This window comes from Microcoleus sp. FACHB-SPT15 (genome assembly GCF_014849525.1).
GTDB classification, from domain to species: domain Bacteria; phylum Cyanobacteriota; class Cyanobacteriia; order Cyanobacteriales; family Coleofasciculaceae; genus Symplocastrum; species Symplocastrum torsivum.
The window spans coordinates 14,456-27,140 of sequence record NZ_JACJNU010000034.1 but is presented as its reverse complement, the minus strand read 5'-3'; the positions used below and the strand labels follow the sequence as shown (position 1 = coordinate 27,140).

The following is a 12,685-nucleotide window of genomic DNA, read 5'->3' as shown; positions in this document are numbered from 1 at the left end:
TCCCAATTCCCAATTCCTACTCAATGAAACGACTAATTTCCATCATTGTTAGCCTGGTTATCCTAGCCGTCATTTACTCGAAGATTGATTTCCCTGGACTTATCGAAGTTTTCAAAAATTGCAATGGCTGGTGGATGGTAATCAGTCTTGGCATGGTAGTCCCACTGACTTTATTCACAGCTTGGCGACTACAACAATTGATGCCGACAGGTTCACAATTAGGATTTGGTGAGGCAACTCGTCTCATTTTGGCAGCTAGTGTACTGAATATGGTGTTGCCTTCCAAGATGGGAGATATTGCCAAAGCCTATTTTATGAAGCAACGAGGTCATTTAGATGGGACGCTATCTTTATCGCTAGTTGTATTTGAAAAATCCTGTGATTTGCTATCACTACTGTTATGGTGTGTGTTTGGGTTATTGCTTTATCCCCAAAAAGATGCACTGTTTTGGATAATGACAGTTAGTGTAATTTTAGGTCTAGTTATTGGAGTATTCCTTCTAAGTTCTCGTAAATTTGCACATCTATTTTTCTTGGTTACAAAAAAGTTTGCTCCCAAGAAACTTCGCTCTAAGCTGGAAAAGTTGCAGACTTCCTGGGGGGAAATGCATGAATACTTCTGGCGTGACAAAGGACAGTTATTAAAAATTACTGCCACCTCAATCTTTATCTGGTTTTTGCACTTACTGCAAATTTGGTTTTTTATTCTTGCCCTCAAAGCTTGGACACCATTTTTAGCAAATCTTGCTCTCTCACCGCTAGCGATTCTTGCGGGATTGCTGCCACTGACGTTTGCTGGTGTTGGCACTCGTGATGCCGCGTTGATTTTGTTTTACCAACCCTATTTTGCTGCACCAACTGCTGCTGCTTTAGGCTTACTTTGTACGTCTCGTTACTTGCTTCCGGCAATTGGCGGCTTACCTTTTCTTGGGCAGTACTTGTCAACTGTGCGTGACTTACGGCAACAACGCGATCGCATCTGAATTTTCATAAGGTGGTAGAAGTGGTGAAATAAGCCTTACTAGGGCAACCTCAAGAAGGAGAACTTCCTTTTTCTCAAGTTTAAACACCCGCAGTGATTTAAATCACATTTTTTGTAAACTTTGATCACAAAAAATGTGGGCAACTGTCACCATTCAATAACACACGACATAACAAGATCTGAAAAGGTTGCGTCACCTCAGCTAGTGACTAAAAAGTCAAATAATGAGGACAGTGGGCAGAGAATCTTCAACAAATGAGCCATGTTCCCAAACCGTAATCGGTTGCCCACCCGTTCTGAGAACTGGGGAGAGTGCGACGAAACAATCCATAAAAAACTTGCAAAGCGGACAAGGCAGTTGAAACGAGCTAAGCAAAAACTAGCTAACCAAATTGCTGTTAGCGAAGCTGCCCAAAGGGAACGCCAACAAGTGGAAGAGGCTCTGCGGCAAGCTGAACAGAAGTATCGCAGTATTTTTGAGAATGCCGTTGAGGGTATCTTTCAAACAACGCCGGATGGGCAGTATCAAGCCTGTAATCCTGCACTATCAAGCATCTATGGCTATGAATCACCAGAAGAATTACTGACAACCTTGACTGATATTGAACGGCAGCTTTATGTTGAGCCGTACCGACGTTATGAATTTATCAAGCAACTGCATACCTGTGATTCGGTAAGTGATTTTGAATCTCAGGTTTATCGCAAAGACGGCAGTCTCATTTGGATTTCCGAGAATGCACGGGCAGTGCGCGACGAAAAGGGTACGTTACTCTACTACGAAGGCTTTGTTACAGATATCACAAAGCGCAAATTAGATGAGGAGGCTTTGCGGCAATCGGAAGCTCAATTTAAAGCCCAAGCCCAGGAACTGGAACTCGCTCTACAAAAGCTCCAACAGACTCAATCGCAATTAATTCACAACGAAAAAATGGCGACCTTGGGACAGTTAGTGGCTGGCATTGCCCACGAGATTAACAATCCCGTGAACTTCCTGTGCAACAACATGATCCCTGCTAGTCAATATGCTGAGAATTTACTAAACATTCTGAAGCTTTATGTCAAATACTATCCTCAGCCAGCATCAGAAATTCAAGAGGAAGCTGAGGAGATTGACCTGCATTTTCTCGTTGAAGATTTTCCAAAAACCATCGCCTCAATGCAGATGGGGGCAGACCGCATTCGTCAGATTGTTCAGTCACTACAAAGCTTCTCGCGGCTTGACGACGCTCAGATGAAGCCAGTAGACCTGCATCAAGGGATTGATAGTACACTGATAATTCTCCACAATCGGCTCAAACCGCAAGGAGACAAGCCAGGGATTAAGATTCTCAAGGAATACGGACAACTACCACTAGTAGAATGCTATGCCGGTCTTTTGAACCAGGTATTTATGAATTTGCTGTGCAATGCAATAGATGCTTTAGAGGAGTCCATCACTTCAGGCTGCACTGCACAGGATTTCAAAGAGCATTGGGTGATTTCAAAACCTGATGTGTGTGTTAGTGAAACAGTTATCAATCCCAGAGTCTCAGCATTGCCGTCGCAAGGTGCCTGTGTCGCCAAGTTGCGCTTCCCAGACAGCCGTAAACCCCCGGTAACGCATTCTGAACATGATCCCGGCACAATTTGGATTCGTACAGAAGTTATCGAGGATAGTTCAGCCACATGGGCAGTGATCAGAATTATCGACAATGGCACCGGAGTACCAGAGGAAGTTAGACAACGGATGTTTGACCCCTTTTTCACGACAAAACCCGTAGGCAAAGGTACAGGATTAGGGCTATCCATCAGCTACCAAATCGTTGTTGAAAAACATGGTGGTCGCTTGAGGTGTTTCTCAACACCAGAAAAAGGAACGGAATTTGTGATCGAAATTCCGCTCCGCCAGTAAGAAGCAACTTTTGTCCGTACCCGCTAAGCCAACTTGCCTAGGCAATTTAGAGTTGCATCAGAGATTTCGGCACTGAACTCTGGTTAACCCCAACGCTTCTTCCGTCGTGCAACTTCCTTACGCTTACGTTTTTCCAGAGGAGTCTCAAAGTGGCGATGACGCCTGACTTCTGTCAATATCCCCGCCTTGGAGACTTGACGCTTAAACCGACGCAAAGCTGAATCAATTCCTTCGTTTTGACCTACAAGTACTTGAGTCATCCTAACTTACTCATCAACACTAATGACTGACAATCGGTTTTTGACTAACCAAAGGTTAATCTCGGTAAATGGGCAGAGCAAGAAGCCTGCTTGACTTTTCAACAGCGTTTAGCATTTAGTAGCTTTGAGAATTGCGAGAGAAGCTACGGTTGTCGTTTCTCCCACGACTACCATCAAAAGAACCTCGATCTGTGCGGGGTCTTGCTTGATTAACTTTAAGCTCACGACTCATCCACTCAGCACCATTAAGGGCTTCGATTGCCGCCATTTCTTGGGCTTCTGTCTCCATTTCTACAAAACCAAATCCACGCATCCGACCGGTTTCACGGTCTGTCGGTAGTTGAACACTCTTAACAGTGCCGTACTCAGCAAAGACGCTTCTGACATCTTCTTGAGAAGCGGCAAACGGTAGATTCCCTACATAAATTGACATGGACATTTCCAACAGATCAAATACTTTGGAGATTTTGATTCGGGGAGATGTCTGCCAACTAGGAAAAACATACTCAATGGCCGAATTCAATTCTCGATAAATACCCTAGCATAATTGGTTTCATCAATCCCAGTCCCACATTACAGGATTCTCATCTAGCTGATCGGTGACTAAGCGCCCGATCGCATCAATTTCCTTGATTTCATCGGTAGACAGGTCAACATCAGCGGAAGAGGCATTACCAACAGCTTGCTCAGTATTGCGGGCACCTGCGATCGCATTTGTTTGTGGCTGAGCAATCAACCAAGCGAGGGACAACTGAGCGAGGCTACATTGATGACGTTCAGCAATTGGACGCAGCTTGTCTAGAGCTTGCTGCGCTCGGTCGTAGTTCTCACCCTTAAACAGCTTATTATCTCTGCGATTATCGCCTTCCTCAAATTTGTGATCGCGACCAAACTTGCCCGTCAATAATCCTTGCGCCAATGAGGAGTAGGCAAGGATAGAAATATTGTTCTCGACACAATACGGCACAGTATCTTTCTCTACCTGACGCCAAAACAGAGAGTAAGGAGGCTGCAAGCTATCGATGCGTCCATACTGCATGGCTTCTTCAATCTGGGCACGGGAGAAATTAGAAACACCAATTGCCCGGATTTTGCCTTGTTCTTTTAATTCGTTTAAGGCATTCATCGTTTCTTCAATCGGCACAACCTCACTCTTAAACGAACCAGAAGGCCAATGAATCTGATAGAGATCGATGTAGTCTGTCTTGAGCCTCGTTAAAGAACCCTCACACGCCTCAAATACCTGGTCGTATTTGAGATGGTTGGCAAACACCTTAGTTGCATAAGTCACTTGGTCACGAACATCAGCAAGTGCTTCAGCGACAACTTCCTCAGAGTGACCCTTTCCGTAGACTTCTGCTGTATCTACGGTTGTGATCCCGGCATCAAACGCTGCCCGTATCGCTTTAATCGTTTCAGCGTCTTCAACCCCTACCCACATACTTTTTCCTGCTTGCCAGGTACCCATGAGAACAGGGGTAATTTTGACATCAGAGGCGCCCAAGCGTCGTGTTTCCATGCCTAACTCCTTAAACTTATTAAGATGCTGCTAATGAGCAAGAGACTGACTCATCTACTGGGATGGTCGCAAACTGCGGTCTAGATTATTTGTATAGTTAATAGTTATTAAATAGCTTTGTCACGTTAAGACAATTTTGATATGTGAAATTACTCTCATTCCAAACCTAGGATTGAGCTAGCGCTCAGCATATCAGCACTGTACTGATGCCCTCGTCTCTCTTACGATGTAAGTTCTCAAGCAAGACAACGAACTTCAACTCGAAAAGAGCGGTGGACGCTTCCCGCCCTTGAGCAACTCTTCAAAGTCTTGAGCAGACAAAGGAGGACTAAACCAATAGCCTTGTACCTCATCGCACTGATGTCCATAGAGGAAATCGAGTTCCTCTTGTGTCTCTACTCCTTCAGCAACAACCTTGAGATTCAGAGTATGAGCCAATTGCAAAATCGCTGTCGTAATCGCTGCATTCTTCGTGTCCTGTGCGAGCTGGCAGACAAACGAGCGGTCAATCTTCAAAATATCAAAGGGAAATTGCTTGAGATAACTTAAAGAAGAATAGCCCGTACCAAAATCATCAATGGAGATCACAATGCCAAGCTGCTTTAATTCATGCAACGTTGCGATCGCGCTTTCTGGATTCTGCATCAAGGCACTTTCAGTAATCTCTAATTCCAAATAGCGAGGGTCAAGCCCAGTTTCTTGCAAGACTTCAAAGATTAAGCGACTCAGATGTGGCTGATTAAACTGATGTCCTGACAAATTTACGGCGATTCGTAACGGGCAAAAACCAGCCATTTGCCAAACTTTAGCTTGGATACAAGCTGTTCTTAAAACCCACTCTCCCAATGGAACGATAAAACCTGTTTTCTCAGCCAATGGAATAAACTCTGTCGGAGAAACCGAGTCTCTGTGGGGGTGATGCCAACGTACCAACGCTTCTGCCCCCTTAATCTCTCCTGTTCGGAGATTCACCTTAGGCTGATAGTAGAGCTGAAATTCTTCGCGTTCCAAGGCTTGGCGCAGTTCCAGTTCTAGTAACAGTGCTTCTTGAGATTTTGCCCCTATTGAGGCGATATAAAACTGATAGGGGTTTGTTCCTGACTTCTTGGCATCCTCCATTGCTGCACTAGCATGTTTAATTAAGGTGTCAAGGTCACAACCATCGCGTCCAAAAAAGGCGATACCAATTCTTGCCCCGCTGAGAAAAATCTCGTGGTCGTTAACCAGGAAGGGGTTGGAAAAGGCATCAAGAATGGTTTTCGCAACCTGAGCAACCTCTAGGCGCTGATTTGTCCTGGCAAGGAGAATGACAAATTGATCACCACTCAATTGCGCGACGGTATCTTGCTGCCTGACGGTACGTTGCAGTCGATCTGCGACCGCTTGAACTAACAAGTCGCCGCTAGTCGGGCCTAAAGCATTGTTAATCCGCTTGAGTTGCTCCAAACCAAGAGAGAGGATCGGAATCTGCCGAGGCTGTCCCTCTTTTGGATTGACTAGCTGAGTAAACCGTTCTTGTAACAAGAGTCGATTAGGCAGGTTAGTCAAACGGTCGTAGTGCAGTAAGTAGTTCAGTTGAGCTTCCACCTGCTGAAGTTCAATACTATGCCGTTGGCTCAAAAACTCTTGTTTATGGAGGCGAGACGCGATCGCATCAAGGAGTTCCGCTCTAGTAAATGGCTTAGTTAAGTAATCATCTGCCCCCAAGGTCATCGCCTGACGCCAATCTGAGCGTTCCGCTTTGGCAGTCAGGAAAATAAAAGGAATTGTGGCAGTCACTGGGTTTTGTTGCAACGCTTTGAGAACACCGTAGCCATCCAGGTTAGGCATCAGGATGTCGCAAATAATCAAATCCGGCAGCTCAGCTTGAGCGAGTTTTAACCCGCTAATCCCATCATCAGCACTGATAGTCTGGAACCCTTCTGCACTCAGGAGCTTGAGCAGGTTCATTTTGATTACACGCTCGTCTTCAATTACGAGAATCTTGTGCATCCGTTTTTCTTTTTGAGGAAGTGAAATTGACATAAATTAGCTGCTTCACAAATTCTGAGTTCAGAAACGGCTGTGATTGGGATACTGGTGTGATCCGCTCAATTTCACAGGTCATCATTTTGCAACACTTTTAGCTTGTGAGCCACATTTTGAGGGATCTGGGGGAATTTTAGGCTACTTCCTCCGAAGCACTGCTCCAGAGCGGCTTCCACAAGAGCGCAATCAGCTTTGCTAGTACACTGGATGCGATCGCCTAGACCTTCATGGCGAACGCTTCCCAGCCGTTCCGAAAGTAGGGGAATCTGGGGGAGAGTTTTTACAGGTGGGTTATTTCTGACAATCTGGTCTAGGGGGATTGGGGGCAAATTATTAAACATAGGGAGCAATAGAGAAATGGTTCTTCAAGGGCAGCGTTACTGTAAATAGTGTTCCCACCCCAACTTCACTTTTGACGGTAATGTCACCCCCATGTAGATCAACGCACTGTTTGACTATCGCTAGACCCAAGCCTGTCCCAGTAATGGCACCTACGTTTTTCGCTCGATGAAAGAACTCAAACAGTCGTGGTTGGTCTTCTTTCGGTATACCGATCCCCTGATCCTGAATCTGGAAGATCGCTCGATCATTTTGACAAATTAATTCAAATCGAACAGTGCCACCATTGGGAGAGTATTTAATGGCGTTTGCAAGTAAGTTATTCAGTACTTGTCGCAGTAGCCTTTTATCCATACAAGCAAGAAATCTTTGACCCCGGCTTACAAACGTCAGGGTGTATTGAGGGCTTGCAGGGGTTGATTTTAAACTCATCCTATGCTGGAATTGGGCGACCAACTCCCGGCAAAATTCATTCAACGCCAGTGGTTCTGGGTTGAGTTGTAGTTGTCCCGCTTCTGCGGTACCAATGCACAGCACATCTTCCAAGAGTTGGAGCATTTGTTTGACTGCCTCTTGAATGAGATGCAGTTGTTCAAGTTCTTCCTCTTTTGTCCAGTCGTAGTATTCTAATAACTCCGCCGTGGACATAATTGTCGTCAACGGGGTGCGAAATTCATGGGAGGTAATCGAAACAAAACGAGATTTTAGGTCACCTAGTTCTTTTTCTTTGGCTAAGGCGTTGAGAATCTCGGCTTCTGCTCGCTTACGTTCTGTGATATCCTCTGCAATCCCCGCAAGGCGCGTTGCTACCCCCACCTCGTTAAAGACAAGACAGCCACGCACCGATACCCAGCGCACGGAGCAATCCGGTCGCACAATCCGATACTCCTGCTCGAAATCTTGCTGTTTTTGCAAGCTGCGTAAACAATTTCCCGCTACGCGATCGCGATCTTGTGGATGTATACTGTCCATCCAAGAGCTAGGCTGTTGGTACAAGCTTTGCCTGGTGCGACCCCAAACCTGTTCATACGCTGGACTAATGTAAAGAATTTCCTGGAGGTTAGGAGTTGTTAAAAAGAAGACCTCCCGGATATTTTCTGTCAGTTGGCGGAATTGCTCCTCGCTGTAGCGCAAATTCTCTTGGGTTTGCTTGTAGTCTGTGATGTCAAATATTGCGCCGTCTAACCAGAGTAGGCTACCCTCTTCACTGAATACTCCCTGACCTTTCTCATACACCCATCTCAACGTGCCATTGCTTGTAACTATTGGGTACTCCAGCACGTAGGGCTGTCTTTGCGCTACACACTCTGATAGAGTCTGTTGAACTCGTGCGATATCTTGAGGCGCAATCAAACTGGCAGCCGTTCGGATGTGATTGTGGATAAAGTCAGCCGCTGGATAACCTGAAATTTCTGCGATCGCATCACTGATAAACTCAATTGTGCGATCAGCATCGTAGGCACAGCGGTAAACCACCCCAGGAATATTAGCAACTAAGGAACGGAAACGTTCCTCGCTTTTCCGGAGTGCCGCTTCGCTTAAATGTCGCTGTGTGATGTCTTTCAGGGTGCCAGATGTACCACGAAACGTCCCGTCAGCATCGAAGGTTAATTGTGCTAATACCTCAATCCAGCGATACCCACCGTTTTGAGTAATGTAGCGAACTTCATGGGAGCAGTATTCTTTTTTGCCTCCAATCAAGGGTTGAAATTGTTCCCAGTGGCGTTGCCTATCGTTGGGATGAACGTAATCTAACAAGGGTGTGCCAAGCGTTTCGGCGATCGCAAATCCTGTGATTTCACTCCATGCCGGATTCAAGAACGTCCACAACCCATTGGCATCAGTCTGGAATATGACTTCTTTGACATTATCAACAACTGACCGATACTGCTCCTCTCGCTCTCTCAACGCCGCTTCTACCTGCTGACGCTGGTCAATTTCACCTTGAAGTTGGGTGATAACGTTCTGAAGCTCAGCTAAAGCCTGCTTTAATTCCTGAGTGCGTGCCTCAACGCGAATTTCTAGCTCGTTTTTGGCTTGTTGCAACGCTTCTTCTGCAAATTTTCGTTCAGAAATGTCCTGAACAAGAGACGCTACCCCAATTACCTCACCCTTAGCATTAACCAACGGCGTGTTGTACCACTCGCAATAAATCTTGTGACCCTCTTTCGTCACGTTCTCGTTTGTACTGCGAGTTCCACCCTGTTGCTGCAACAATTGTCGCCAAACCAGATTTACCTGCTCCCCTGCGCTTTCAGGCACTATCAGTTCAACCCCATTGCGACCCAAAGCCTCCCGTTTGTCATAGCCAAAAATCTTTTCTGCGGCTGGGTTCCAGTCCACGACTTCAAAATCAGTAGTCCATTCAATCACTGCCAGTGGAGTCTGCTTAACTAGCAAGGAAAGCCGTTGTGCAGACTCTTGCTGTTGGTGTTCCTGAGTTTTTAGTGCCGCCGCTTGGGTAAATACTGCCTGTAGAGATGTACTAGGGTACGTTTCTACAACTTTAGATATCCATTGAATAACAATTTCAGCCCCGTAGAAGAAAATACCTAGACTAGTTGTTTTAACAAGACCATCTAGCCAATCTTCGGAGTGCCAGAGAGTCCACACCACCAGCAGGTAAGTGATAACGAAGGTGTACAACAACCAGAAACTTTTCTGTATAGGGAGATTAGTAGGGTGCTGGAGGAAATAAACTAACAGCAGCGGAACTGATAAATAGAAGAGGGCAATCATAACATCAATTAGGATTTTGAACCACACTCAACTGAGTTGCCGACAGAGAATGCCCCTAATAATAAAATCTTGTCAGAAAATAACCCTGAAAAGAATCGGTCTATTCATCATTTAAAACGCTAACCCTAGATTTGTACTTAAGTTCCTATGAATTTAGGGTGAATTTTCAAGCATTTGATTTTCTTGAAAATTAAGTACTTTTTTTATAGGAGAATAAAATTCATAAAACCAAAGAGTGACAAATAGAATAAGATTCTTCCATTGTGAACTCTTGACTAGAGAATGTCTTGACCTTAAGGCGGAATCTTAATCTGCTTAATAGAGGGTTGTGAAGGTGAAGGCAGAGTATAAAAGTCCTAATACATCATCTTTCCCTGGCTCTCTTCACTGGCACCATCCCTGATAGACTATTAGCTGCCATACTTAGTAGAACATCTTGGCTAAGCAGCTTGATGTGCGCTGGTAGAGTACCGATTTCAAACGCTAAATTTTAATGCAAGATACAGCAGAATTTACCTGTGGCTATTGTGGGGAACCAAATCTCACATTTATTGATTTGAGTGCGGGTGGGCAGCAATCTTATGTCGAGGATTGCCAGGTTTGCTGTCGTCCCAATATCTTGTATGTCCGGGTGGATGAGGACACTCTAGAGATTGAAATAGATACCGAGTACGAAGGCTGAACCCCTCAAGGGGTCTGAGTAGGGGAATATGGACAAGAGCAAGAAGCGTGATGGCAAGTTCTGTTAGCGCCGTTTAGTGTTACTCAAGAATGCGATCGCATTTGCCTTGCCTGCTCAAAAAGCGATCGCTTACTTCCTTCACTAATATGTAGACGAAATTCACCACAGACAATAGACAATTCTCTTGTTCTATTTTCTCGGACTTATCCGCCACAACCTTTCTAACGCCTCAATCTGTTGAAGTAGAACAGCAGCACGATAAGCACAGTGCTTTTTATACAAGACAATTCCTAAGATAATACAGCTTGGAAAGAGAATAATGAGAAGAAGGGCATACCAGTGCCGCGTATATTCTCGCCATTAGCCCTGATGGTCAACTTTTGGCAAGTGGTAGTCACCTACTCTTAGGGTGTGGGAATACGATCGCTTTTCCGCACATAGAGTGCCACAATTCCAATCACTAGAAATCCAATTCCCCACCAAAGGGACTTACCGGGAAGGACATTGAGTAAGAGCGTCACGATTCCCGAAGTAATCAGCGACCACCCTACTGTTGTTTGATACTGCATAACTTGCAACTAAAACCTCTTAAACGTCTGTTGAACACAGGATAAATCACCCCGTTCTACTGCTTAAGATAGTTAGCAAATCAGACAATATCCTCCATCAATAGGGATAATACCTTAAGCCGATTTCTCGTTTTGCACCCAATTTTCATCAAGAGTTGAGGGCGTGTTGCTTCAGTTCAGTCAAAGAGACATATTCCAGATTGCAATCGCATTTGCTACTCCTTCACGCACAAAGAAAGCGATCGCCTCAGCGAACTAAATCCGGAAATACCTGCTGTACCTCTGGGTGAACCAGTTGGTAATTCTGTACGTTCAAACCTTTTCCCAAGGTGGAATCAAGCTTGAGAGCCTCTAATCCCTGATTTGCTAACTTCAGGACATAGGGCAAAGTACTATTGTTGAGTGCCTGGGTTGCTGTCCAGGGAACAGCCCCCGGCATATTCGGCACACCAAAGTGGACAACACCTTCCTCAATATAAGTAGGATTGGTGTGAGAAGTCGGTCGTAAGGTTTCGATGCAGCCGCCTTGGTCTACTGCCACATCAATAATTACAGAACCCGGACGCATCTGTTGTACTAAACTCCGAGACACGAGGATTGGCGCACGTCGCCCTGGAATTAAAACTGCACCAACAAGTAAGTCAGCATCGGGGACAGCCGCTTCAATTTGGGCAGAGCTACTGTAGAGTAGTTCGACTCTAGAACCAAAGAGGGTTTCTAAATACGCCAATCGCTCGACATTAACATCGAAAATTTGTACTCTCGCCCCCATCCCTACAGCAATCCGAGCCGCTTCTGTACCGACAATTCCGCCACCAAGAATCACCACCTTACCCGGACTAACACCAGGAATTCCCCCTAAAAGCAGACCTCGTCCGCCTTGCTGGCGCTCTAGAAACCTAGCTCCAAATTGCACAGCCAGACGACCAGCAATGATACTCATGGGGGTGAGTAGAGGTAATTTCCGGTCTGGAAGCTCAACGGTTTCATACGCGATCGCAGTTACGCCACAATCAATGAGATGCTCGGTTAACGCTCGATCAGCTGCCAAGTGTAGATAAGTAAACAGCAGTTGCCCTTTTTGGAGAAACTGGTACTCCGGCTTAAGTGGTTCTTTCACCTTGACGACCAGTTCACGATTCCAAGCCTCAGCTGGCGTTGAGACAATTTGTCCTCCAGCTTGCAGATAGTCTTCATCTGCCAATCCAGCACCAGCGCCAGCATTGGTTTCTATAAATACCTGATGACCAGCTTCACATAATACTCGAACACTACTGGGACTTAAACCTACACGAAATTCTTGATCTTTAGTTTCCTTGGGGACACCTATTTCCATTGTTTACCTCGAAAGAGAATCGGTACTATGTTGAGCCTGTATCAGCCAATAGCTAGCTCAAGAGTGCCACCGATAAGAGTAGTTGAACCAAAAAGCCAAAAACGCTGCTTCTCGTAGCGGGTGAGAGCGAGTAAGTCTACTATTTTTTCGCTAAGGGCTTCTAACTACAGTATGGCGAGTGACCTAGTCCTGCCGCCAATTGCTACACAATATGATTGGAAATTCTGAGCCAGAAGTTCAGAAAAACCAATAGATAGCTAGGTGCTTGCAACCTTCTCTACATTGCATGGATTTGAATCTTCTTGAGTTCCTACCCTAATCTCTTGCCCCAGCCCTTATA

At 45.4% G+C, this 12,685-nt stretch carries 11 protein-coding genes; 3 read left to right on the top strand and 8 right to left on the bottom strand.

Features of this window, described 5'->3' with window-relative positions:
- The first annotated feature begins 23 nt into the window (after window positions 1-23).
- Window positions 24-983: a lysylphosphatidylglycerol synthase transmembrane domain-containing protein gene (locus H6F98_RS11700; protein WP_192218865.1), complete on the top strand. Its 960-nt coding sequence runs from the start codon at window positions 24-26 to the stop codon at window positions 981-983.
- 261 nt (window positions 984-1,244) lie between these two features.
- A complete protein-coding gene (locus H6F98_RS11695; protein WP_192218864.1) occupies window positions 1,245-2,873 on the top strand; it encodes a sensor histidine kinase in 1,629 nt (542 codons plus the stop codon).
- 83 nt (window positions 2,874-2,956) lie between these two features.
- Here H6F98_RS11695 and rpsU read toward each other — a convergent pair whose 3' ends face one another.
- The 6 genes from rpsU to H6F98_RS11665 all read right to left on the bottom strand — a co-directional run bounded on the left by rpsU (window position 2,957) and on the right by H6F98_RS11665 (window position 9,758).
- Window positions 2,957-3,133, bottom strand: a complete 177-nt coding sequence (gene rpsU / locus H6F98_RS11690; protein ID WP_192218863.1) for a 30S ribosomal protein S21 — start codon at window positions 3,131-3,133, stop codon at window positions 2,957-2,959.
- 115 nt (window positions 3,134-3,248) lie between these two features.
- Window positions 3,249-3,566, bottom strand: a complete 318-nt coding sequence (locus tag H6F98_RS11685) for an RNA-binding protein (RefSeq protein WP_192218862.1) — start codon at window positions 3,564-3,566, stop codon at window positions 3,249-3,251.
- A 123-nt stretch (window positions 3,567-3,689) separates the two neighbouring features.
- The gene (locus tag H6F98_RS11680; RefSeq protein WP_192218861.1) at window positions 3,690-4,652 is read right to left on the bottom strand and encodes an aldo/keto reductase; all 963 of its coding nucleotides are present in this window, start codon (window positions 4,650-4,652) and stop codon (window positions 3,690-3,692) included.
- Window positions 4,653-4,907: 255 nt separating this feature from the next.
- On the bottom strand, window positions 4,908-6,677 hold the full coding sequence (locus H6F98_RS11675) for an EAL domain-containing protein (RefSeq protein WP_313929844.1): 1,770 nt from the start codon (window positions 6,675-6,677) through the stop codon (window positions 4,908-4,910).
- Window positions 6,678-6,748: 71 nt separating this feature from the next.
- A complete protein-coding gene (locus H6F98_RS11670; RefSeq protein WP_192218860.1) occupies window positions 6,749-7,021 on the bottom strand; it encodes a hypothetical protein in 273 nt (90 codons plus the stop codon).
- A complete protein-coding gene (locus tag H6F98_RS11665; protein ID WP_192218859.1) occupies window positions 7,014-9,758 on the bottom strand; it encodes a PAS domain S-box protein in 2,745 nt (914 codons plus the stop codon). Before H6F98_RS11665 ends, H6F98_RS11670 begins: the two co-directional genes overlap by 8 nt.
- A gap of 493 nt (window positions 9,759-10,251) precedes the next feature.
- Here H6F98_RS11665 and H6F98_RS11660 point away from each other — a divergent pair, with 493 nt between their 5' ends.
- Complete coding sequence (locus H6F98_RS11660) at window positions 10,252-10,440, top strand: CPXCG motif-containing cysteine-rich protein (RefSeq protein ID WP_192218858.1); 189 nt, start codon at window positions 10,252-10,254, stop codon at window positions 10,438-10,440.
- A gap of 404 nt (window positions 10,441-10,844) precedes the next feature.
- Here H6F98_RS11660 and H6F98_RS11655 read toward each other — a convergent pair whose 3' ends face one another.
- Both H6F98_RS11655 and ald read right to left on the bottom strand, forming a co-directional pair.
- Complete coding sequence (locus H6F98_RS11655) at window positions 10,845-11,009, bottom strand: hypothetical protein (RefSeq protein WP_192218857.1); 165 nt, start codon at window positions 11,007-11,009, stop codon at window positions 10,845-10,847.
- Between the two features lie 247 nt (window positions 11,010-11,256).
- Window positions 11,257-12,345, bottom strand: a complete 1,089-nt coding sequence (ald, locus tag H6F98_RS11650) for an alanine dehydrogenase (RefSeq protein ID WP_192218856.1) — start codon at window positions 12,343-12,345, stop codon at window positions 11,257-11,259.
- Between the last annotated feature and the right edge of the window lie 340 nt (window positions 12,346-12,685).

Coding starts and splice junctions, on each gene's coding strand:
- rpsU (WP_192218863.1), bottom strand. CDS start 3,133: ATGACTCAAGTACTTGTAGGTCAAAACGAAGGAATTGATTCAGCTTTG.
- H6F98_RS11675 (WP_313929844.1), bottom strand. CDS start 6,677: ATGTCAATTTCACTTCCTCAAAAAGAAAAACGGATGCACAAGATTCTC.
- H6F98_RS11655 (WP_192218857.1), bottom strand. CDS start 11,009: ATGCAGTATCAAACAACAGTAGGGTGGTCGCTGATTACTTCGGGAATC.
- H6F98_RS11665 (WP_192218859.1), bottom strand. CDS start 9,758: ATGATTGCCCTCTTCTATTTATCAGTTCCGCTGCTGTTAGTTTATTTC.
- H6F98_RS11685 (WP_192218862.1), bottom strand. CDS start 3,566: ATGTCAATTTATGTAGGGAATCTACCGTTTGCCGCTTCTCAAGAAGAT.
- H6F98_RS11680 (WP_192218861.1), bottom strand. CDS start 4,652: ATGGAAACACGACGCTTGGGCGCCTCTGATGTCAAAATTACCCCTGTT.
- ald (WP_192218856.1), bottom strand. CDS start 12,345: ATGGAAATAGGTGTCCCCAAGGAAACTAAAGATCAAGAATTTCGTGTA.
- H6F98_RS11670 (WP_192218860.1), bottom strand. CDS start 7,021: ATGTTTAATAATTTGCCCCCAATCCCCCTAGACCAGATTGTCAGAAAT.
- H6F98_RS11700 (WP_192218865.1), top strand. CDS start 24: ATGAAACGACTAATTTCCATCATTGTTAGCCTGGTTATCCTAGCCGTC.
- H6F98_RS11660 (WP_192218858.1), top strand. CDS start 10,252: ATGCAAGATACAGCAGAATTTACCTGTGGCTATTGTGGGGAACCAAAT.
- H6F98_RS11695 (WP_192218864.1), top strand. CDS start 1,245: ATGTTCCCAAACCGTAATCGGTTGCCCACCCGTTCTGAGAACTGGGGA.